This window comes from Paucibacter soli, from assembly GCF_037482845.1.
Classification (GTDB): Bacteria; Pseudomonadota; Gammaproteobacteria; order Burkholderiales; family Burkholderiaceae_C; genus Paucibacter_B; species Paucibacter_B soli.
The window spans coordinates 131,278-153,186 of record NZ_JBBHJW010000007.1 but is presented as its reverse complement, the minus strand read 5'-3'; the positions used below and the strand labels follow the sequence as shown (position 1 = coordinate 153,186).

19 protein-coding genes are annotated in these 21,909 nt (G+C 68.0%); 10 read left to right on the top strand and 9 right to left on the bottom strand.

Features of this window, described 5'->3' with window-relative positions:
* Position 1 precedes the first annotated feature (1 nt).
* From WG898_RS15545 to WG898_RS15535, 3 genes are read left to right on the top strand one after another with little or no spacing between them, the layout of a single operon-like run.
* Positions 2–352, top strand: coding sequence for an Hpt domain-containing protein (locus WG898_RS15545; RefSeq protein ID WP_339603711.1), 351 nt, complete (start codon positions 2–4; stop codon positions 350–352).
* A complete protein-coding gene (locus tag WG898_RS15540; RefSeq protein WP_339603710.1) occupies positions 345–1,382 on the top strand; it encodes an adenylate/guanylate cyclase domain-containing protein in 1,038 nt (345 codons plus the stop codon). The genes WG898_RS15545 and WG898_RS15540 overlap by 8 nt, the downstream gene beginning before the upstream one ends.
* Positions 1,379–2,086 carry a Crp/Fnr family transcriptional regulator gene (locus WG898_RS15535; RefSeq protein WP_339603709.1) on the top strand — a complete coding sequence of 236 codons (708 nt, stop codon included), beginning with the start codon at positions 1,379–1,381 and terminating at the stop codon, positions 2,084–2,086. Before WG898_RS15540 ends, WG898_RS15535 begins: the two co-directional genes overlap by 4 nt.
* Here WG898_RS15535 and hutH read toward each other — a convergent pair.
* Together hutH and hutU are read right to left on the bottom strand one after the other, a co-directional pair.
* A complete protein-coding gene (gene hutH, locus WG898_RS15530; protein ID WP_339603708.1) occupies positions 2,070–3,617 on the bottom strand; it encodes a histidine ammonia-lyase in 1,548 nt (515 codons plus the stop codon). The genes WG898_RS15535 and hutH overlap by 17 nt on opposite strands.
* A gap of 20 nt (positions 3,618–3,637) precedes the next feature.
* Complete coding sequence (gene hutU / locus WG898_RS15525) at positions 3,638–5,320, bottom strand: urocanate hydratase (RefSeq protein WP_339603707.1); 1,683 nt, start codon at positions 5,318–5,320, stop codon at positions 3,638–3,640.
* 78 nt (positions 5,321–5,398) lie between these two features.
* On the opposite strand from hutU, the gene hutC reads away from it, so the two are divergent.
* From hutC to WG898_RS15495, 6 genes are all read left to right on the top strand, one after another.
* Positions 5,399–6,121 (top strand): histidine utilization transcriptional repressor HutC, encoded by a 723-nt coding sequence (hutC, locus tag WG898_RS15520; RefSeq protein WP_339603706.1) that lies wholly within the window; start codon positions 5,399–5,401, stop codon positions 6,119–6,121.
* Positions 6,118–6,660, top strand: coding sequence for a HutD/Ves family protein (locus tag WG898_RS15515; protein ID WP_339603705.1), 543 nt, complete (start codon positions 6,118–6,120; stop codon positions 6,658–6,660). Before hutC ends, WG898_RS15515 begins: the two co-directional genes overlap by 4 nt.
* Positions 6,657–7,883, top strand: coding sequence for an imidazolonepropionase (gene hutI / locus WG898_RS15510; RefSeq protein WP_339603704.1), 1,227 nt, complete (start codon positions 6,657–6,659; stop codon positions 7,881–7,883). The genes WG898_RS15515 and hutI overlap by 4 nt, the downstream gene beginning before the upstream one ends.
* A gap of 5 nt (positions 7,884–7,888) precedes the next feature.
* Positions 7,889–8,689 (top strand): N-formylglutamate deformylase, encoded by an 801-nt coding sequence (gene hutG / locus WG898_RS15505; RefSeq protein WP_339603703.1) that lies wholly within the window; start codon positions 7,889–7,891, stop codon positions 8,687–8,689.
* Positions 8,686–10,065, top strand: a complete 1,380-nt coding sequence (locus WG898_RS15500) for a formimidoylglutamate deiminase (protein WP_339603702.1) — start codon at positions 8,686–8,688, stop codon at positions 10,063–10,065. Before hutG ends, WG898_RS15500 begins: the two co-directional genes overlap by 4 nt.
* A 72-nt stretch (positions 10,066–10,137) precedes the next feature.
* Positions 10,138–11,694, top strand: a complete 1,557-nt coding sequence (locus WG898_RS15495; RefSeq protein ID WP_339603701.1) for a methyl-accepting chemotaxis protein — start codon at positions 10,138–10,140, stop codon at positions 11,692–11,694.
* Positions 11,695–11,703: 9 nt separating this feature from the next.
* On the opposite strand, the gene WG898_RS15490 is transcribed toward WG898_RS15495, so the two are convergent.
* The 3 genes from WG898_RS15490 to WG898_RS15480 all read right to left on the bottom strand — a co-directional run bounded on the left by WG898_RS15490 (position 11,704) and on the right by WG898_RS15480 (position 16,778).
* Positions 11,704–13,377: a diguanylate cyclase gene (locus WG898_RS15490; RefSeq protein WP_339603700.1), complete on the bottom strand. Its 1,674-nt coding sequence runs from the start codon at positions 13,375–13,377 to the stop codon at positions 11,704–11,706.
* Between the two features lie 48 nt (positions 13,378–13,425).
* Positions 13,426–15,129 (bottom strand): diguanylate cyclase, encoded by a 1,704-nt coding sequence (locus WG898_RS15485; protein WP_339603699.1) that lies wholly within the window; start codon positions 15,127–15,129, stop codon positions 13,426–13,428.
* 116 nt (positions 15,130–15,245) lie between these two features.
* Positions 15,246–16,778 carry a S10 family peptidase gene (locus WG898_RS15480; protein WP_339603698.1) on the bottom strand — a complete coding sequence of 511 codons (1,533 nt, stop codon included), beginning with the start codon at positions 16,776–16,778 and terminating at the stop codon, positions 15,246–15,248.
* On the opposite strand from WG898_RS15480, the gene WG898_RS15475 reads away from it, so the two are divergent.
* Positions 16,777–17,607 (top strand): DUF429 domain-containing protein, encoded by an 831-nt coding sequence (locus WG898_RS15475; RefSeq protein ID WP_339603697.1) that lies wholly within the window; start codon positions 16,777–16,779, stop codon positions 17,605–17,607. The two genes, WG898_RS15480 and WG898_RS15475, sit on opposite strands and share 2 nt — an antisense overlap.
* A 60-nt stretch (positions 17,608–17,667) precedes the next feature.
* Here the strand turns inward: WG898_RS15475 and rocF are convergent, their stop codons facing one another.
* The 4 genes from rocF to WG898_RS15455 form a co-directional block, all read right to left on the bottom strand.
* A complete protein-coding gene (rocF, locus tag WG898_RS15470; RefSeq protein ID WP_339603696.1) occupies positions 17,668–18,588 on the bottom strand; it encodes an arginase in 921 nt (306 codons plus the stop codon).
* A gap of 9 nt (positions 18,589–18,597) precedes the next feature.
* Positions 18,598–19,482 carry an LOG family protein gene (locus tag WG898_RS15465; RefSeq protein WP_339603695.1) on the bottom strand — a complete coding sequence of 295 codons (885 nt, stop codon included), beginning with the start codon at positions 19,480–19,482 and terminating at the stop codon, positions 18,598–18,600.
* A gap of 52 nt (positions 19,483–19,534) precedes the next feature.
* On the bottom strand, positions 19,535–20,308 hold the full coding sequence (locus WG898_RS15460; protein ID WP_339603694.1) for a HesA/MoeB/ThiF family protein: 774 nt from the start codon (positions 20,306–20,308) through the stop codon (positions 19,535–19,537).
* Between the two features lie 74 nt (positions 20,309–20,382).
* Positions 20,383–21,819, bottom strand: a complete 1,437-nt coding sequence (locus WG898_RS15455) for a S41 family peptidase (RefSeq protein ID WP_339603693.1) — start codon at positions 21,817–21,819, stop codon at positions 20,383–20,385.
* Positions 21,820–21,909: the final 90 nt, after the last annotated feature.

Here is a 21,909-nt window from a genome sequence, read left to right as displayed (position 1 = left end):
AATGAACGCGATCGATCATCAGATCTTCACCGAGTTGCAGGACAGCGCGGGGGCCGACTTCGTCGGCGAGCTGGTGCAGACCTTTCTGGAGGACGCGCCGAGCCTGCTGCAGGCCTTGCGCCAGGCCTTGGCTGACGCCGACGCAGCGGCCTTCCGGCGCGCCGCCCACACGCTCAAGTCGAACGGCAATACCTTCGGTGCGCTGGGCCTGGCGGAGCTGGCACGTGAGCTGGAGCAGCGCGCGCAGCAGCCCTTGGCGCCCGGCGACGCCGAGTTGCGGGCGCGCCTGCAGGCCCTGGAGACGGCCTACGAGCACACGGCCAAGGCGCTGCAGGGCATCAGCCATGCGTGACGATGCTGCCCGGCTGCTGCTGGTGGATGACAACCGCGTCAACCGCCTCTTGCTGGCGCGCCAGCTCAGCCAGCTGGGCCACCTGACCGAGCTGGCCGAGAATGGCCGCGAGGCCCTGCGCATGCTGCGCGAACGCCGCTACGACCTGCTGATACTGGACATCGAGATGCCGGAAATGGATGGCTTCGAGGTGCTGGGCCGCATGCTGGAGGACCCTGAGCTGCGCGAGCTGCCGGTGATCGTGACCTCGGCGCTTGAGGGTCTGGACAATGTGGTGCGCTGCATCGAGCTCGGCGCTGAGGACTATCTTTCAAAACCGGTCAACCAGGTGCTGCTCAAGGCCCGCATCAATGCCAGCCTGGAGAAGAAGCGCTTGCGCGACGCGCAGCGCGAGCTGGTGAGCCGCTTTGCCACGCTGGAGGTGGCCCAGGATCTGGAGCGCTCGGGCTTCACGCTTGGCGGGCGGCGTGTGCATGGGGCCGTGCTGTTTTGCGATATCCGCGGCTTCACCGGCCTGGTGGAGACGCTCACGCCCGAGCAGGTGATCGACCTACTCAACACCTACTACACCCTGATGTTCGACGCCATCAGCGGCCTGGGCGGGGTGGTGAACCAGATCATCGGCGATGGCCTGATGGCGATCTTCGGCGCGCCCATGCCGCTGGCCGAGCCCTCCAGTTGCGCGGTGGCCGCGGCGCTGGAGATGGTGGCGATGATGGAGCAGTTCAGCCGCGAGCAACTGGCCGCCGGCCTGCCGCCGCTGCGCATCGGCATCGGCATTGCCAGCGGCGACATGGTGGCCGGCTACACCGGCACGCAGCAACGCGCCACCTACACCTGCGTGGGCGATACGGTGAACCTGGCGGCGCGCCTGGAGGCCCATACCAAGGAGGCGGGCCGCGCCATCCTGATCGACGCCGCCACCCATGTGGCGTTGCAGGGACAGGTCGCGACGGAGGCACTCGGCCCGGTGCTGCTCAAGGGCAAGGCCGCCGCCGTCGAGGTGTATGTCGTGCTGGGTGATCGATGATGATGTGGCAGACGCTGCTGGAGGCGATACAGAGCAGCTTCCTGGACAGCCTGGCCACACCGCTGCAGATCTTCGCGCTGGGCTGCGCCGTGCTGGGCGTGGGGCTACAGGTCGGCGGCTCGCTGGTGCGCACCATGCTGCCCCTGCGCTGGCTGACGGTGGCCAGCTGCCTGGCCCTGTTGGTCTATGGGGCCTTGAGCCCCTCGATGAGCACGCTGGCGGCGTCGCTGCTGCTGCTGCCCATCAACGTCTACCGCGCCATCGAAGTGACGCGGCTGACGCGCCAGGTGCGCGGCGCGGCTGCCGCGGCCGATCATGTCGGGCATTGGCTCAAACCGCATATGAAGGTGCGCAAGCTCAAGGCCGGCCAGGTGCTGTTCAACAAGGGCGATCGAGCCGAGCATCTTTACCTGCTGGCGCAGGGGCAGATGACGCTGGCCGATATCGGCCAGCCGCTGCCGCAGGGGCGCATCTTCGGCGAGATCGCGCTGTTCTCGCCCGAGCACCGGCGCACCCGCACCGTGCAGGCGCTGACGGCCTGCACGGTGCTGCAGATCCACGAGAGCACGGTGCGCCAGCTCTACTACCAGCATCCGGATTTCGGTTTTCACCTCATCGAGCTGCTGGCCGAGGGCCTGGCGCAAGACGTCGCGCGTGCCGAGGCGGCGGCGCAGCCCACGCAGGCCATCAGGCCAGAGGCCTGAAGCCGCTCTCGCGCTGCAGCAGCGCGTGCAGCGCGCCATCCTCGACCAAGGCACTGGCATGCTCGATATCGGGCGCCAGGTAATGGTCGGTGGGCATGGGCGGGCAGTTTTTGCGCACCAGGGCATGCACCTCTTCCAGCGCCCTTGAGCTGGTGAGAGGCCGCAGGAACTCGATGCCCTGTGCGGCGGCCAGCAGCTCGATGCCGATGATGTGGCCGGTGTTGTCCAGCATCTGGCCCAGCCGCCGTGCACCATAGGTGGCCATCGAGACATGGTCTTCCTGGTTGGCGCTGGTGGGCAGGCTGTCGACGCTGGCGGGATGCGCCAGGCTCTTGTTCTCGCTGGCCAGGGCCGCGGCGGTCACATGGGCGATCATGAAGCCCGAGTTGAGGCCGGCGTTGGCGGTCAGGAAGGGCGGCAGACGCGACACGCTGGCGTCGATCAGCATGGCGATGCGGCGCTCGGCAATCGCGCCCACCTCGGCGATGGCGCAGGCCAGCGCGTCGGCGGCCAGGGCCACCGGCTCGGCGTGGAAGTTGCCACCCGAAACCATATAGCTGCTGCCGTCCTGGTTGGCGAACACCAGCGGGTTGTCGGTCACCGCATTGGCCTCGCGCAAGAGCACGTCACGCACATAACGCGCCTGGTCCAGGCAGGCGCCCATCACCTGGGGCTGGCAGCGCAGGCAATAGGGATCCTGCACGCGCTCGTCGCCCTCCTGGTGCGAGGCGCGGATGGCGCTGCCGGCGAGGATCTGCCGGTAGGCGGCGGCCGCCTCGATCTGGCCGGGCTGGCCGCGCACCGCATGGATGCGCGGATCAAACGGGCCGTCGCTGCCGCGCGCCGCGTCCAGGCTCAATGCGCCGCTGACGATGGCCGAGGCATAGACCTGCTCGAAGCGCAGCAGGCCCTCCAGCGCCAGCGCGGTGCTGGTCTGGGTGCCGTTGATCAGCGCCAGGCCTTCCTTGGCCTGCAGCACCAGGGGGGCGATGCCATGCTTCTTCAGCTCGGGCAGGGCGGGCACGCGTTGGCCATCCACCAGCATCTCGCCTTCGCCCAAGAGCGCCAGGGTCATGTGCGAGAGCGGGGCCAGATCGCCCGAGGCGCCCACCGAACCCTTGGCCGGCACATAGGGCACGAGGCCGGCGTTGAAGACGTCCAGCAGCGACTGAACCACCGCCTCGCGCACGCCCGAATGGCCGCGCGCCAGCGAGGCCGCCTTGGTGGCCAGCATCAGGCGCACCACCGAGGGCTGCAGCGGTTCGCCCACGCCCACGCAATGCGAGCGGATCAGGTTGAACTGCAGGGTCGCCAGTTCTTCCTTGCTGATGCGCTTGGAGGCCAGCTTGCCGAAGCCGGTGTTGACGCCGTAGACCGGCGCATCGCCGGCGGCGGCGGCCTGCACCACGGCGGCGCTGCGGCGGATGATCTCGGCGGCGCTGGCATGCAGGCCCAGCTTGACGCCGCCCTCACGAATGCTGCGCAGCTGGTCCAGGGTCAGCTGGCCGGGGGTGATTTCGATGTGGGTCATTGTTCTTGTCTTTCTGAAAGTCAGCCGGTGATCATGGGCAGATGGAGGCCGCGCTCCTTGGCGCACTGGACGGCGATGTCGTAGCCGGCGTCGGCATGGCGCATCACGCCGGTGCCCGGGTCGTTCACCAGCACGCGGGCGATGCGCTTGTCGGCGGCCTCGCTGCCGTCGCAGACGATCACCACGCCGCTGTGCTGGGAGAAGCCCATGCCCACGCCGCCGCCATGGTGCAGCGAGACCCAGGTGGCGCCGCCGGCGGTGTTCAGCAGGGCGTTCAGCAGCGGCCAGTCGGACACGGCGTCGGAGCCGTCCTTCATGCTCTCGGTCTCGCGATTCGGGCTGGCCACCGAGCCGCTGTCCAGATGGTCGCGGCCGATCACGATCGGCGCCTTCAGCTCGCCCTTGCGCACCATTTCATTGAAGGCCAGGCCGGCCAGATGGCGCTCGCCCAGGCCCAGCCAGCAGATGCGCGCCGGCAGGCCCTGGAAGCTGATGCGCTCGCGGGCCATGTCCAGCCAGCGGTGCACGCCCTCGTGGTGGGGGAAGAGCTCCTTGATCTTGGCGTCGGTCTTGTAGATGTCCTCGGGGTCGCCCGAGAGCGCCACCCAGCGGAAGGGGCCGCGGCCCTCGCAGAACTGCGGGCGCACATAGGCGGGCACGAAACCGGGGAAGTCGAAGGCGTTCTTCACGCCCTGCTCCAGCGCCACCTGGCGGATGTTGTTGCCGTAGTCGACGGTGGGGATGCCCATGGCCTGGAACAGCAGCATGGCCTTCACGTGCTCGGCGCAGCTCTGGGCGGCGGCGGCCTTGAGCTCGGCATGCTGGGCCGGGTCCGCGGCGGCGGCCTTCCATTGCTCCACGCTCCAGCCGGCCGGCAGGTAGCCGTTGATGAGGTCGTGCGCCGAGGTCTGGTCGGTCACCAGGTCGGGCTTGATCGCCGTGCCGGCCTTGCAGCGCTCGGCCAGCGCCGGCAGGATGCGCGCGGCATTGCCCAAGAGGGCGATCGAGACTGCCTTGCCCTCGGCGGTGTACTTGGCGATGCGGGCCAGCGCGTCGTCCAGATCGGCCGCCTGCTCGTCCACATAGCGGGTCTTGAGGCGGAAGTCGATGCGCGACTGCTGGCATTCGATGTTCAGCGAGCAGGCGCCGGCAAAGGTGGCGGCGAGCGGCTGGGCGCCGCCCATGCCGCCCAGCCCGGCGGTGAGGATCCAGCGGCCCTTCAGCGAACCGCCGTAATGCTGGCGGCCGGCCTCGGCAAAGGTCTCGTAAGTGCCTTGCACAATGCCCTGCGAGCCGATGTAGATCCAGCTGCCGGCGGTCATCTGGCCGTACATCATCAGGCCCTTGCGGTCGAGCTCGTTGAAATGTTCCCAGTTGGCCCAATGCGGCACCAGATTGCTGTTGGCGATCAGCACGCGCGGCGCATCGGCATGGGTCTTGAACACGCCCACCGGCTTGCCGGACTGCACCAAGAGGGTCTCGTCCTCATTGAGCTTCTTCAGCGCGTCCAGGATGGCGTCGAAACATTCCCAGTTGCGCGCGGCCTTGCCGATGCCGCCATATACCACCAGCTCGGCCGGGTTCTCGGCCACCACCGGGTCCAGATTGTTCTGGATCATGCGGTAGGCGGCTTCGGTGAGCCAGTTCTTGCAGGTCAGGGTGCTGCCGGTGGGGGCGCGGACGACGCGAGGCTGTGCGGACATGGGGAACTCCAGGCGGTTGCATAAGGAATGAGGCGAACTCTAGTTGTCTATACAAGTAAAGTCAACTACCATTCACGCATGTCCAGAAAAGCCCCGGCCGGCCCCGAGCCGCAGTACCTCAAGGTCAAGAATTTCCTGCGCGAAGGCATCAGCAGTGGCCGCTGGGTGGCGGGCGATCTGCTGCCCTCGGAGGCCGAGCTGGGCGGGCAGTTCGAGCTCAGTCGCATGACGGTGAACCGCGCGCTGCGCGAGCTGACGCAGGAAGGCCTGGTCGAGCGGGTGCAGGGCGTGGGGACCTTTGTGGCCCAGCTGCACCGCATCTCGTCGACGCTGACGGTGCGCGATGTACACGACGAGATTGCCGAGCGCGGCCACCGGCATGAGGCCCGCGTGCAGCTGCTGGAAAAGACCAAGGCCACGCCCGAGCAGGCGGCCGAGTTCGGATTGCGGGCCGGCGCGCCGCTATTCCACAGCGTCATCGTGCACCTGGAGAATGGCGTGGCGATCCAGTGCGAGGACCGGCTGGTCAATCCGGCCTGTGCGCCCGACTATCTGACGTTGGACTTCGCCAGCACCACCCCCACGAATTACCTGCTGCAGGTGGCGCCCCTGTCGGAGGCGCGCTATACGATTGAAGCGACGTTGCCGGGTGAGGCGGAGGCCAGGCTGTTGGGCATCGCGCGGCGCGATCCCTGCCTGGTGGTCAAGCGCACCACCTACAGCCATGGGCAGACAGTAACGACGGTGCGCTTGACCCATCCCGGTTCACGCTACCTCTTGCAAGGGAGTTTTCAGGCATGAGTTGGAGCATCATCAGCGCGGACGAGGTCACGCCTCAGCCCTGGCGCAACGGCGGTGGCCAGACGCGCGAGTTGCTGGCCTGGCCGCACAGCAACGACTGGGCGCTGCGCATCAGCGTGGCGGATATCGAGGCCAGCGGCCCGTTCTCGAAATTCGAGGGCGTGGACCGCTGGTTCGCGGTGCTGCAGGGCGATGGCGTGCGGCTTTACGACTACGAGCTGCGCGTGGGCGACGAGCTCTTGCATTTCGATGGCGCGCTGGCGCCCGACTGCGACTTGCTCGGCGGCATGACGCGCGATTTCAATCTGATGCACCGGCGCGGCCGCGGTCGCATGCAGGTGCAGCCGGCCCGTCATGCCTTGGTGCCGCAGGCGCGCTGGGTCGGCCTGTTCAGCGTCCAGGGCGGCCTGCTTGAACATGGCGCGCGCGCCATGCCCTTGCGGCCCCTGAGCCTGGCCTGGTGCGAGACGCCCGCGGCGCAGTCCTGCGTGTTCAGCGGCGAGGGTGCGGCCTGGTGGATGACATGGAGCGAAGCATGAATAGCAGCGGCAGCAGCAAACGCATCCTCTGGCACAACGCGCGCCTGGCCACCCTGGCCGGCGATGAAGCCTGGGGCTGGCTGCCGCAGGGTGCGCTGATCACCGAGGGCGAGCAGATCGTCTGGGTCGGCGAGGCCTCGCAACTCTCACCCGAGCTGAGCGCCAGCATCGCGCAGCGCCACGACCTGGGTGGCGCGGTGGTGACGCCGGGGCTGATCGACTGCCACACCCATCTGGTCTATGGCGGTTCGCGCGCGCATGAGTTCGAACTGCGCCTGGCCGGCGCCAGCTACGAGGCCATCGCGCGCGCCGGTGGCGGCATCCGCTCCTCGGTGGCGGCCACGCGTGCGGCCAGCGAGCATGAGCTCTATGCGCTGGCGGCACAGCGCCTGCAGCCGCTGCTGGCCGAGGGCGTGACCACCATCGAGGTCAAGTCGGGCTATGGCCTGTCGCAGGCCGCCGAGGCCAAGATGCTGCGCGTGGCGCGGCGCCTGGCCGGCCTAGGCGTCGATGTGCGCAGCACCTATCTGGGCGCCCATGCCCTGCCGCCCGAATACCAGGGCCGCCAGGACGCCTATGTGAAGGCGTTGTGCGACTGGCTGCCCGAGCTCAAGCGCGAGGGCCTGGTGGACGCGGTGGATGCCTTTTGCGAGGGCATAGGCTTCACGCCGGCGCAGACGCGTCAGGTCTTCGAGGCCGCCCGCGCCCTGGGCCTGCCCCTGAAGCTGCATGCCGAGCAGCTCAGCGACCAGGGCGGCACCCAGCTGGCCTGCGAGTTCGGTGCGCTCTCCTGCGACCACCTCGAATACCTCAGTGCGGCCGGCATCCAGGCCATGCAGGCGAGCGGCACGGTGGCGGTGCTGCTGCCCGGCGCCTTCTATTTCCTGCGCGAGAGCAAATTGCCGCCGGTGGCGGAGCTGCGCGCCGCCGGCGTGCCGATCGCGATCGCCACCGACCACAACCCCGGCACCTCGCCCACGCTCTCGCTGCTCCTGATGCTGAACATGGCCTGCACGCTGTTCCGCCTCACGCCCGAGGAGGCGCTGCGCGGCGTGACCCAGCATGCGGCACGCGCCCTGGGCCTGCGCGACCGCGGCCAGTTGGTGGCGGGGCAGCGCGCCGATTTCTGCATCTGGGACATCGAACACCCCAACGAACTGGCCTATTACTTCGGCCGCAATCCCCTGCGCCATGTGGTGCGTGGTGGACAGACACGGAACTGAACAAGATGAGCTCTGTCTTTCGACTTCAGCAGGGCCGCACGCCGCTGCTGATCAGCATGCCCCATGTGGGCAGCGCCATCCCCGAAGACCAGCGGCAGCGCTACCAGCCGCGCGCGCTGGCCAGCGAGGACACCGACTGGCATCTGGAGCGTCTGTACGGCGAGATTGCGCAAGCGCTGGGTGCCAGCCTGATCGTCCCGCATTACTCGCGCTACCTGATCGACCTGAACCGCCCGCCCGAGGACACGCCCATGTACCCGGGCGCGGCCAATACCGAGCTCTGCCCGACGCGCTTCTTCACCGGCGAGCCGCTCTATCTCGAGGGCCAGGAACCCGATCTGGCCGAGAAGCAGCGCCGCCGCGAGCAGTACTGGTTGCCTTACCACCGCGCCCTCACGGCCGAGATGAACCGGCTCAAGAGCCTGTATGGCCATGCATTGCTGTTCGACGCGCACAGCATCCGCTCCGAGCTGCCCTGGCTGTTCGAGGGCCGGCTGCCCGATCTGAACCTGGGCACGGCCGAGGGCCGATCCTGCGACCCCGCCATCACCGCGGGCTTAAGTGATCTGCTCGCCTCGCAAAGTAGCTACAGCCAGGTGGTGAACGGCCGTTTCAAGGGTGGCTTCATCACGCGCCACTATGGCCAGCCGCAGCAGGGCTGGCATGCGGTGCAGTTGGAGATGTGCCAATGCTGCTATATGAGCGAGCAGCCGCCGTACGACTACGCGCCGGCGCTGGCCGCCGAGGTGCAGCCGCTGCTGCGCGCGCTGCTGCAGCGCCTCTTGGCATGGGAGCCTGCAGCATGAGCCGGCTCTACTTTGCCCGCCAGGCCTGGGTCAGCGGCGGCTGGCAGCGCGATGTGCTGTTGAAGGTGGATGGGCGCGGCCATTGGGCCGAGATCCTGCCGGGGCAGATGAAGCCGGTGGCGGCCGAGGAACTGCCCGGCCCTGTGATACCCAGCCTGGTGGATGCGCACAGCCATGCCTTCCAGCGCGCCATGGCCGGCCTGGCCGAACGCCGCGAGGCGGGTGAAGACGATTTCTGGTCCTGGCGCGACCGCATGTACGGCCTGGCCCTGCAGCTGAACCCGGTGCAATTGCAGGCCATCGCCGCCCAGCTCTATCTGGAGCTGCTGCGCGGCGGTTATACCCAGGTCTGCGAGTTCCACTATCTGCAGCACCAGGGCGACGGCTCGCCCTATGCCGATGAGCTGGCGATGAGCTGGGCCCTGGCCGACGCGGCCGAGCAGGTGGGCCTGGGCCTGACCCTGCTGCCGGTGCTGTATGCGCGCGCCGGCTTCGGCCAGCCGGGCCTGCGCGCCGACCAGCGCCGCTTTACCACCGACGCGGCCTGGGTCTGGCGCGCCAGCCAGCGCGTGCGCTCGGCCGGCCGGCCGCTGTTGACGGCCGGCGTGGCCCTGCATTCGCTGCGCGCCGCCAACACCGAGGACATCCACGCGCTGCAGGCCCTGGTGGGCGATGCCGATCTGCCCATCCACATTCATATCAGCGAGCAGCAGCAGGAGGTACGCGACTGCCTGGCGGCCACCGGCCAGCGCCCCATGGAGTGGCTGTGCAATGAATTCAAGCCCGATGCGCGCTGGCACCTGGTGCATGCCACCCACAGCACGCCCGCGGAGATTGCCCAGGTGGCCGCGAGCGGCGCCAGCGCGGTCATCTGCCCCGGCACCGAGGGCAATCTGGGCGATGGCCTGTGCGATCTGCGCGGCTGGCTGGACGCCGGCGTGCCGATCAGCATGGGCTCGGACAGCCATGTCACGCGCGCCTGGGTCGAGGAGTTGCGCTGGCTGGAATATGGCCAGCGCCTCGGCCTGCAGCAACGCAATGTGGCGGCCGCGCCGGGCCGCGGTCAGAGCGCCACCGCGGCACGTCTGTTCGAGGCCTGCGTGCGCGGCAGCGCCGCCCCGGCCGGTTTCAAACAATGGGGGCTGGAGCAAGGCGCGCGCGCCGACTTCCTGGTGCTGGACACGCGCTGCTCGGGCCTCTTGGGCGTGCCGGCCGCGGCAAGGCTGGACGCGCTGGTGTTCGCCAGCCAGGGCGAGGCCTTGCGCGAGGTCTATGTGGCGGGCGAATGCCGGCTGCGCGAGGGCCAGCATCCGGCCCAGGCCAGCGTGGCGGCGGCTTTCGAGACCAGCATGAAGGAACTCTGGGGCAAGGACTGACCCCCTAAAACCGCTGGCAGGGGCAGGGGTTTCGCTGTTACGCTTGGCGCACAAGTCGCTTGGGGGTATGCCATGCTGGACCTGCGCAACTACACGATCCGGGCCCGTCTGTACCTGCTGGCCGGCCTGGCCATCGTCACCATGCTCATCATCGGCGGCAACGGGCTTTACAGCCTGGCCCAGGCGCGCGCCGACTTCACCCATTATGTGGACAACGACGTCGAATCGCTGGCGCAGCTGGCCACGGTGCGCGCCGGGGTCGGCAATCTGCGGCGCTACGAGAAGGATCTGCTGATCAACCTGATCGACACCAAGGCGGTGGAAAAGTACCAGGCCGAGTGGCAGCACACCTACGAGAAGGTCGTCAAGGGGCTGGATGCGATCGAGCAGCTGAACATCGCGCCCGAGGCCAAGAAGATGCCGCCCGAGTTGCGCAAGTCGCTGGCCGCCTACCGCACCGGCCTGCAGGGCGTCATCGAGCGCGTGCAGAAGGGCGAGTTTCCCGATACGGCCAGCGCCAACCGCGCCATGGAGCCGATCAAGGCGCCGGTACGCGCGATGGACACGCAGTTGGCCGAGATGACCAAGCTGATCGATCAGCATGGCACCGAGGAGGTCAAGCGGCTGGATGCCAAGGAGCACACCATCCGGCTCTCGCTCACCGCCGTGATGCTGGTGGGCGTGCTGGCGATAGCCATCTACACCTTCTTCAACATCCGCTCCATTCTGCAACCCCTGGCCAATGCGGTTGAGAGCTCGGAGCGCATGGCGCACCAGGATCTGAGCCAAGCCATCCAGATCCAGGGCCGCGACGAGACCGCGGCCATGATGCGTGGCGTGCAAGGCATGCAGACGGCGATACGCGAGGTGGTCACGGGGGTGCGTAGCGCCACCGACAGCATTGCCACCGCCTCGGCCGAGGTCGCCACCGGCAGCCATGATCTGAGCCACCGCACCGAGCAGGCAGCCTCCAATCTGGAGGAAACCGCCTCGGCGATGGAGCAGCTCACCGCCAGCGTGAAGCACAACGCCGACTCCGCGCGCCAGGCGGATCAACTGGCCAATGAGGCGGCCGAGGTGGCGCAGCGTGGCGGCGCGGTGGTGAACGACGTGGTGGCCACGATGGATCGCATCAGTGCCTCCTCGCGCAAGATCAGCGACATCATCTCGGTGATCGACGGCATTGCCTTCCAGACCAATATCCTGGCGCTCAACGCCGCGGTGGAGGCGGCGCGCGCGGGCGAGCAGGGGCGCGGTTTTGCGGTGGTGGCCAGCGAGGTGCGCAGCCTGGCGCAGCGCAGCGCCGAGGCGGCCAAGGAGATCAAGGGCCTGATCACCAGCAGTACCGAGAGCGTGGAGGCCGGTGCGGCCCTGGTGGCGCGTGCCGGCGAGACCATGCAGGACATCATGAACTCGATCGGCCGCGTCAGCCATATCGTCGGCGAGATCAGCCATGCCACCGCCGAGCAGAGCTCGGGCATCAACCAGATCGGCATGGCGATCAGCCAGCTCGATCAGATGACGCAGCAGAACGCCGCGCTGGTGGAGCAATCGGCGGCGGCGGCGCAGAGCCTGCAGCAGCAGGCCGACGAGCTGGCGCAGACGGTGGCGGTGTTCAAGCTGGCCTGAGGGCGCGAATCAGAGAACTTCCACGCGATTGCGGCCGGCGCGCTTGGCCGCGTAGAGGGCATGGTCGGCACGGTCCACCAGCAGCTTGACCTCGTCGGGCGCTGGGCCGCCGGTCAGGCCCAGGCTGATCGTGACCGCCAGGTCCGGTGCCAGGTCTTGCCAGGAATGCGCCGAGATCGCCACGCGCAGGCGCTCGCAGATGTCCTGGGCCTGCGGCAGGGCGATGCCCACCAGGGCGATCATGAATTCCTCACCGCCCACGCGCGCCAGCAGGTCGGCGCTGCGCGTGTTGTTGCGCAGCACGCCGGCGAGCTGGCGCAGCACCTCGTCGCCCACGCCATGGCCGTGGCGGTCGTTGATGTGCTTGAAGTGATCGACGTCCAGCATCGCCAGGCAGATCTCGGCATGTTCCTGGCGGGCGCGCTCCAGCAGCACCGGCAGCGCGAATTCGGCATGGCGGCGGTTGTGCAGGCCGGTCAGCACGTCCTCATGGGCGGCGCGGCCCCATTCGGCGGCCTGGTGGCGCAGCCGCTCCTGCTCGCGCTCCAGCCGGGTGGCGCGCTCGCGCTCGCGCCGCGCGTCCACCAGCGCGTGCTCAGCGCGCGCATGCGCCTGCTCGACATCCTGGCGTATCAGCATCACCTCGGTCTGCAGCGCCATGGTCTCGCGGGCGATCTGGCGCTCCAGCTCGGCATGCTGCTCCAGATAGGACAGCGCGGCCTCGAAATCGCGCCCCGCCTTGCTGGCCTCGTAGAGCGCATGGATGAGCTTGCGGCGCAGCGCGGGCGGCAGATGCTCGCGCCGCTGCGCCAGTATCAGCATCAGGCTGGCCACGCAGGCCTGGTGCTGGCCGTGCAGCATCAGCAACCAGGCGCGCTGCATCTGGGCTTGCAGTTCCAGCGCCAGATAGCCATGGCGGTGGGCGAGGGCCTGGTACTCGTCGATCAGGGCCACGCCGTCCTCATGATCGGCCATGCCCAGCATGGCCTCGACCAGATTGGACAGGGCCACCGCGACCTGGAACTCGCTGCAAGAGGCGCGCGCCTGCGCGCTGGCCTGCTCGGCAAGCGCACGCGCCTGGCCCAGGGCCTCGGGCAGCAGCTTGACATCGCTGCTGCCGGTGCGCGCCTCGGCGGCGAGTTGCAGCCAGAAGTAGGCGAGGTTGTTGAGGCAGGAAAAGCTCAGCTCGCCGTTGTCCAGGGGCATTGCCACCTCGAGCGCCTGCTGGGTGCTCTCGCGCGCTTGCAGGATGTTGTCCATGCTGCCATAGGCCACGCCCAGGCGATTCAGTGCCCAAGCCTCCTGCACGCGGTCACCGGCACGGCGTGCCGCCTTGAGGGCATGCAGGGCCGCATCCAGCGCATCGCGCCCCATCAGCAGCTGGGCATAGACATAGGACAGCGAGGTCTGCGCCTCGGCCACCAGCCTGGGCTCGTCCAGGTGCTGGCAAAGAGCCACCGCTTCGCTGGCACAGCGCACGCTGTCCTGCAGATTACCCAGGCGCGGGTAATGGTGTGCCAGCAGCGCGAGCACGCGCGCACGCGCGGTGTCGTCATGGCAGATGGGCAAGGCCTGCTGCAGCGCGGCGACGGCATCGACATAGTCGCCGCGCAAGGCATGCTGCGCGGCGGCGCCGATCAAGGCATCAAAGTCCGGTTGGCTGGTTTGGCGGTGGGGTCCCATGTCGGCGCAGGCTGCTGTTGCTCAGCATCGGGCAGCGGCCTGCGCGCGTCAAGCCGCTGTGGGGACTTCGCGACCCGCCGGCCCGGCATCGGCCAGACTCACGCGTACCTGGTTGCGCCCGGCGTGCTTGGCGGCGTAGAGGGCCTGGTCGGCGCGCTCCAGCAACTGGCCATGCTCGTCGGCGGTCTGGGCGCAGGCCAGTCCGATGCTGACGCTCACCTTCAGCTCGGGCGCCAGTGCCTCCCAGTCGTGCGCGGCAATCGCACCGCGCATGCGCTCGCAGATCTCGCGCGCCTTGGCCAGGGGTGCTCCCAATAGCGCGACGACGAATTCCTCACCGCCGATGCGCGCCATCAGGTCGGCGCTGCGCACGCTGGTGCGCAGATGCTGGGCCACGGCGCGCAAGACCTGGTCGCCCATGGCGTGGCCGTAGCCGTCGTTGATCTGCTTGAAGTGATCGAGGTCCAGCATGGCGACGCTCAGCGGCTGGCCCTGGCTGAGGGCGCGCTGGCTCAGCAGGGGCAGTACCTGGTCGGCGTGGCGGCGGTTGTAGAGGCCGGTGAGTACATCTTCCACGGCAATGCGGCCAAGCTCGGCGGCCTGGCTGCTGAGGGCCTCGTGCTCATGCAAGAGGCGCTCGGCGCGTTCGCGCTCGCGCTCGGCGTCGCGGCTGGCGAGTTCGGCGCGTGCCTGGGCCAACGCCACCTCTTCGCGGATCAGCAGGGCCTTGCTGTGCAGGGCCAGCTTGTCTTGGGCCCAACGGCGATCCAGCTCGGCCAGTTGTTCCAGGCTCTGCAGGGCCTCGTAGTACTCGCCACGCTGCTTGTGCAAGCCGACCAGCATGTGCACGGCGCGGCGCTTGAGCTTGGGCGGTAGGCGATCCAGATCGGCCGCCAGCAGGCTGCGCAGGATGGCGATCGCACGCCCCGCCTGGTCGCCCAGCTGCAGCAGCCGGGCGCGCTGCAGCTGGGCCTGCAGCACCAGCCAGGCGAACTGCTGCGCCTGTGCAAGCGGCAGGTACTCGTCGATCAGGGCCGCGGCCTGCTCCAGTTCGGTGGCCGAGAGCAGGGCGTCGACGCGATTGGCCAGTGCCGCCGCCAGCCAGTGGGCGTTGCCGGAGGCGCGCGCCAGCTGGCAGGCCTGCTCGGTCAGCTGCAGGGCGCGCAGCGCGTGGCCCTGGGCGCGTGCGTCCTGACGTTCCAGCAAGGCCTCATGCTCGGCCAGGCTGGCAAAGCCGCAGAGGTTGTTGATGGCCGCGAAGTGCGGCTCGGCCAGCTCCTGGCGCTGCGCGATCTCGAGCGACTGGGTGGTCGAGGTTTGGGCCTGCTGCAAGTCTCCGAGGGCCTCGTAGGCGAGGCCGATGCGGTTCAGTGCCCAGGCCTCCAGCTCCGCATTGCCGGCCTCGCGCGCGCTGTGCAGGGCGCGCAGCCCGGCCTGCAGGGCCTCCTGGCCCATGCGCAGCATCGCATAGCAGAAGGCGAGCGCGCCATGTGCCGTCGACAGGCCGGCCAGCCCGCTGGGCAGGCGCTTGAACAGCTGTACGGCTTCGTGTGCCGCACGCAGCCCCTGCTGGCTCTGGCCCAGGCAGGGGTAACTGCTGGCCAGGCGGTTCAGCAACTGGCCGCGCAGGCGCGGGTGCTCGGGGGCGAGTTCTGCCAGCAGGTCTTCCAGCAGGGCGACGGCCCGGGCATGCTGACCCGCGGCGATCATGGCGTCGGCCGTGGCCATGCCGACCTTTGCTGTACTGCTCATCGACTCCACGCCGCCAACCCCCTTGCCCGGATCTGCGCCTGGACCGGATCAGCTTCCACCCACGGACGGGCAGCGTCAAGCCCGGGTAAACCTTGGATTCGCCTTCGGCCCTGCCTTCAGCCCTGGGCGACGAAGGCGCGCAGTTCGCCGGCCATGCGGGCCAGCGAAGGCTGGTGGATGTACATCATGTGGCCGGCCTCGAAATAGCTGACCTGGATGCGGTCCTGCAGGCTGTGGTGCAGGCCCAGGTGGCTGAGCGTGTAGTCGCCCGCGGCATGCGGGGTGGCGAGGTCGTAATAGCCGCTGGCCACATAGACGCGCATATCGGGGTTGGCATGCAGGGCGCGGCGCAGGCTGTCGCCGGCGGCGATGTATTTGTTCTCGAAGCCCTTCCAGGACCAGGTCTTCCACAGCGGCGCATGCACCAGATAGGGGCTGTCGCTGCGGTAGTCGAGTTTTTCCACCAGCAGGCGGTTGATGCCGGCGGCATAGGCGCCGATCAGCTGGTTCATGCTGGCGTCTTCCTCCGGGTGCTCGCCGGCGTCGTCCTTGTCCAGGCCGAGGAAGCGCGCGTCCAGCCGGCCCACGGTCTGGCCGCGTGCGCGCAGCAGCTCCTTGAAGAAACGGAACTCATCCACGCGCAACCGGCAGCGCAGCACGAACTCGGTGCTGAGGCCGCTGTACATCGCCAGCTGCTCGGCGATGTGCTGGCGCTCGGCCTCGGGCAGGCGCGAACCCTGCATCAGGGCCAGCGTGTAGTCGCCATTGGCAAAGGCCTCGGCCGCCGCCACCACCTCTTTCAAGGGCTTGTTCTGCAGCGTCGGCCGCAGCGCCTGGTGGTACCAGGCGGTGGCCGCGTAGGTGGGCAGGTAGAGCGGGTAGGGCAGGTCGTTGCCATGGTCGAAGCTGAGGGTCTGGAAGTCCATCGCCAGCGAGACCAGCATCAGCCCGTTCAGGTAGATGTCGTGCTGCTCCTGCAGATGGCGCGCCAGGCCGGCGGCGCGTGTGGTGCCGTAGCTCTCGCCGATCAGGTATTTGGGCGAGCCCCAGCGCTCGTTGCGCGTCAGGTAGAGGCGGATGAATTCGCCCACCGAGTCCAGGTCGCGCTGGTAGTCGTGGAACTCGGCCGGCTTCTCGCCCTCGGCAACGCGCGAATGGCCGGTGCCGACCGGGTCGATGAAGACCAGGTCGGAGTCGCTGAGCAGGCTGTATTCGTTGTCGGTGAGCTGGTGCGGCGGCGCGCCGCAGTGGCCCTTGTCGTCGCAGGGCACGCGCTGCGGCCCCAGCAGCCCCAGGTGCAGCCAGACGCTGCTGGAGCCGGGCCCGCCGTTGAAGCTGAAGGTCAGCGGGCGTGCCGCGTCCTTCTTGCCGTTCCTTTTGAGCGTGTAGGCGATGAAGAACACCGTGGCGCGCGCCTTCTCGCCCTTGTAGGCCTCCTTGCCGTCGCCGGACTTGGTATCGCCCGCGTCGGGTTCGCGCAGCAGCAGCGTGCCGCAGCTGGCGGTGTATTCCAGCGTCTTCTTGCCGATCTGCAGCTTGTGCTCGGTGTTGACGATGCGCTCCACCGGGGCGGGCTTGTCGCTGAGCTTGGTGTCGGTGGCTTGGTCGTTGGTGGGCATGGTGGTCGGGGCGGCTAAAGTGGCTGCCATGCACTCTAGCGCCCAAAGCAGCGGTGCGCCGCTGATCGGCGTCGACTTCAGCAGCGCCCCCAGCCCTCGCAAGCCCGTGGTGCTGGCCCGCGGCCGGCGCCAGGGCCAGGTCTTGCTGCTGCAAGGGCTGCTGAGTTTCGAGACCCTGCAGGGGCTGGGCGACCATCTGGCGCGCCCCGAACCCTGGGTCGGCGGCTTCGACTTCCCCTTCGGCCTGCCACGCGAGCTGGTGCTGGCGTTGGGCTGGCCTACCGATTGGTTGCCGCTGATGCAGCATTTCTGCGCCCTGCCGCGCGCGCAGATCCGTGCGCAGTTCGCCGCCTTCTGCGCGGCGCGCCCGGTCGGCGGCAAGTTCGCGCACCGCGCCTGCGACGGCCCGGCGGGTTCCTCGCCCAGCATGAAATGGGTCAATCCGCCGGTGGCTTTCATGCTGCATGCCGGCGTGCCGCTGCTGCTGCAGGCCGGCGCGCAGCTGCCGGGCCTGCATGCCGGGGACGAGCAACGAGTGGCGCTGGAGGCCTACCCGGGGCTGCTGGCGCGCGAACTGCTGGGTCGGCGCAGCTACAAGAGCGACGAACGTGCCAAGCAGACCGAGGATCGCCTGATCGCCCGCAAGGACCTGATCGAAGCCCTGGAGCAGGGCCGCAGCCGGCTGGGCCTGCGCTTGAAGCTCAGCCATGCGCAGCGCGACGTGCTGGTGGCGGACGCCAGCGGCGACAAGCTGGATGCCGTGCTGTGCCTGTTGCAGGCGGCCTGGGGCAGCACCCAGCCGGGCTACGGCCTGCCCGCGCGGATCGATCCGCTGGAGGGTTGGATCGTGACTGCGTAGCCCTTGCGCGCCTACTTGCGCATCAGGGTTGACTTACCGTCTGCCGCAGGCAGGGCAAACTTACTTCCTCATCAAGGTGGATTTGCCAAACAGAGATTCGATCAGGTCCACCGCCAGCAGCGCCGTCTTGTTGCGCACGTCCAGCGCGGGGTTGAGTTCCATCACGTCCAGCGAGGCCATGCGGCCGGTGTCGGCAATCATCTCCATGCACAGTTGGGCCTCGCGGTAAGTGGGGCCGCCGGGGATGGTGGTGCCCACGCCGGGAGCGATCTCGGGGTCGAGGAAGTCGACGTCGAAGCTCACATGCAGATGGGTGTTGGCGTCCAGCGTGGCGAGTGCCAGCTCCATGGTGTGGCGCATGCCCATCTCGTCGATGTAGCGCATGTCGAAGACCTCCAGGTCCTGCTCGTGCACAAAGCGCTTCTCGCCCTCGTCGACGCTTCGGATGCCGATCTGGCGCACCCATTTGGGACTGATGGCCGGCACATGACCGCCGATCTCGATCAGCTCCTTCGGCCCGAAGCCGCACAGGCAGGCCACCGGCATGCCGTGGATATTGCCGCTGGGCGTGAGGGCGCTGGTGTTGAAGTCGGCATGGGCATCCAGCCACAGCACGCGCAGCTTCTTGCCGGCCTCGCGGCAATGGCGTGCCACCGCGCTGATCGAGCCCAGGCCCAGGCAATGGTCGCCGCCCAAGAGGATGGGCAGGCGGCCTAAGCGCAGCTCGGCATAGACGGCCTCGTGCACGGCGCGGTTCCAGGCCGTCACCTCGGGCAGGTGGCGGTAGCCCTGCACCGGCGGCTGCCAGGGGTTGTAGGGGCCGCTGAGGTTGCCGCGGTCGACTACCTCGACGCCGTGGCTCTCCAGCGTCTGGGCCAGATTGGCCACGCGCATGGCCTCGGGGCCCATGCTGGCACCGCGCGCGCCGGCGCCGATGTCGGTCGGGGCGCCGATGAGGGAGACGGATCGGAGGATGGTCATGATGGCTGCTTAATCGTTGTGGTCGTGGCTGGGGTTCATGTCGTACTCGCGCTCCAGCAGTGCCCAGGCCTCTTCGGCGCTCTCGACATAATGAAATAGTTGCTCGTCACCCGGGCTGATCATGCCGGTCTCGATCAGATGGTCGAAGTTGATCAGCTTGCTCCAGAACTCGCGCCCGAACATCAGGATGGGGCGGCGCCGGCACTTGCCTGTCTGCACCAGCGTCATGGTCTCGAACAATTCGTCCAGCGTGCCGAAGCCGCCCGGGAAGCACACCAACGCCACCGAGCGCATCAGGAAGTGCATCTTGCGCAGCGCGAAGTAGTGGAAGCGAAAGCACAGCTCCGGCGTGATGTAGGGGTTGGGCAGCTGCTCGTGCGGCAGCACGATGTTCAGGCCTATGCTCTTGCCACCAACCTCGTGCGCACCGCGGTTGCCCGCCTCCATGATGCCGGGGCCGCCTCCGGTGACCACATAGATGGGGTTGTGCCGGTCGCTGGAGGCCTTGGTGACGAGCGAGGCAAAGCGGCGCGCCTCTTCGTAGAAGTGGCTCATGGACAGCTGCATCTCTGCGCGCTTGATGGCCGCGGCGTCGCCGCCGGCCTTGGCCAGCTGCATCGCCACCAGCGCGGCTTCGCGGTCGAGGATGCGGGCGCTGCCGAACATCACGATGGTGGAGTGGATGCCCAGCTCCTGCTGCACCAGCTCGGGCTTGAGCAGCTCCAGCTGCATGCGCACCGGCCGCAGATCCTCGCGCAGCAGGAACTCGGTGTCCGTGAAGGCGAGGCGGTAGGCACTGTCTACGCCCTCGTAGTTCGGCGACGGTTTGAGGCGCTTGGCTTCTTCCTTGGCAGTGGGGAAGTTGCGTGCGTGCAGTTTGTTGTGCTTTGACATGGCGTATGGGTCTGGCGAGGACTGTAAATCGTCCGATAGGAAATGTTGTTTCTTAATTTGGCGAATTCACGGTCAAAGATTGAGTACCGCAACAGCTGCAGCCGGGGTCGCGCTGCACCTGGATCTCGCTCCATTCCATGCGCCGCGCATCCAGCATCTGCAGCCGGCCAGCCAGGCCGCCGGGCAGGCCCATCAGCAGCTTGAGTGCCTCGGCCGCCTGCATGCTGCCGATGATGCCCACCAGGGGGGCGAACACGCCCATGGTGGCGCAACGCACCTCCTCGTAGGCGGCGTCCGGCGGGAACAGGCAGGCATAGCAGGGCTGCCGGCGGTCGCGGCTGTCGTAGACGCTGATCTGGCCGTCGAAACCGATCGCCGCGCCCGCCACCAGCGGCCTGGCATGGCGCACGCAGGCGGCGTTCACCGCATGGCGGGTGGCGAAGTTGTCCGAGCAGTCCAGCACCACGTCGGCCGTGGCCACCAACTCATCGAGTTGGGCGGCATTGGCGCGCAGCTGCAGGGCCCGGACCTGCACCTCGGGGTTGAGTTGGGCCAAGGTGCGTGCGGCCGAGGCCACCTTGGGTGTGCCCACGGCGTCGAGCCGGTGCACGATCTGGCGCTGCAGATTGGTCAGGTCCACGCTGTCGTGGTCCACCAGGGTCAGACGGCCGACGCCGGCGGTGGCCAGGTAGAGCGCCACCGGTGAGCCCAGGCCGCCGGCACCGATCACCAGGGCATGCGAGTCGGTGAGCTTTTGCTGGCCTTCCACGCCGATTTCGTCCAGCAGGATATGCCGCGAATAGCGCAGCAATTGTTCGTCATTCATGGGGCGAGCATACTGCGGCGCCAAGCAAAACGGCCCGTCGACGAACGGGCCGTTTGAGTACGGGGAAGCGGCGTTTATTCGCCCGACTTGGCCTCGGCCTTGCGCTCCACCGCGGTCTTGGATGCGGCCACCGGCCTGCCCTTGAGCTGGTTCAGCGCCTGCTGCAGCGGGAAGTCCTCGGTCGAACCGAATTCGGGCAGCGGCTTGGGCGCTTCGTTCTTCTTGGCGAAGTCGGCCTCGAGCTTCTGGCGTGCCTCCTCGCGTGCCTTTTCGCGCGCCGCATCCTTCTCCTCGGCGCCGTTGTTGAGGTGCTTCTCGAGATCGGCCTCGCGCATGCGCAGCGCCGCGAACACATTGCCCTCGGCGGTTTCGTCCAGCAGCACGTCGGGCACGATGCCCTTGGCCTGGATCGAGCGGCCGCTGGGGGTGTAGTAGCGCGCGGTGGTGATCTTCAGCGCGGTCTCGGGGCCAAGTTGGCGCACCGTCTGCACCGAGCCCTTGCCGAAGGTCTGGGCGCCCATCACGATGGCACGCTTGTGGTCCTGCAGGGCACCGGCGACGATCTCGCTGGCCGAGGCCGAACCTTCGTTGACCAGCACCACCAGGGGCACGTTCTTCAGCGCGGCCGGCAGCTTGCGCAGGGGGTCGCTGCCGCCGCGGCGCTGGTAGAAATCGGGGCTGGCCTTGAAGCTGGCCTTGGACTCGGCGATCTGGCCATTCGTGCTAACCACCTCCACGCCTTGTTGCAGGAAGGCGGCGGAGATCGCCACCGAGGCCTCCAGCAGGCCGCCCGGGTCGTTGCGCAGGTCCAGCACCAGGCCCTTCAGATTCGGCTCGGCCTTGTAGATCTCTTCCAGCTTGCGCGCGAAGTCTTCCACCGTGCGGTCCTGGAACTGGCTCACGCGCAGCCAGGCGTAGCCGGGCTCGACCACCTTCGAGCGTACGCTCTGCACGCGAATTTCCTCACGCGTGATGGTGATGGGGAAGCTGCGGCTTTCGCTCTTGCGGTAAATCGTCAGCGAGACCTTGGTATTGGGCTCGCCGCGCATACGCTTGACGGCCTGGTCCAGCGAGAGGCCCTTGACCGCCGTGTCGTCGATCCTGCTGATCAGGTCGCCGCTCTTGAGGCCGGCGCGGAAGGCGGGCGAGCCTTCGATCGGCGAGACGATCTTCACCAGACCATCTTCCATGCCGATCTCGATGCCCACACCGACGAACTTGCCGGTCGTGCCTTCGCGGAATTCCTTGAAGCTCTTCTGGTCGAAGAACTGCGAGTGCGGATCCAGCCCCGAGACCATGCCCGAGATGGCGTCGTTGATGAGCTTCTTCTCATCCACCGGTTCGACGTATTCGGCTTTCACGAGCCCGAATACCGCCGCCAGCTGCTGCATCTCTTCCAGGGGCAGCGGGGTGAGGCTGCTGCGGGCGTTTGCCTGCAACTGCATCGTGGTCAGCGCCCCGGCCACGGCGCCCAACGCTACCCAGCCTGCGACTTTCAGTTTGGCACCCATGATGCGAGTGTTTCCTATCGGTGAGATCCAGCAAAACTGCAGTCCGCGCCCTCTTGGGGGACTGACGGACCCTGTGCAAAACCAGTATAT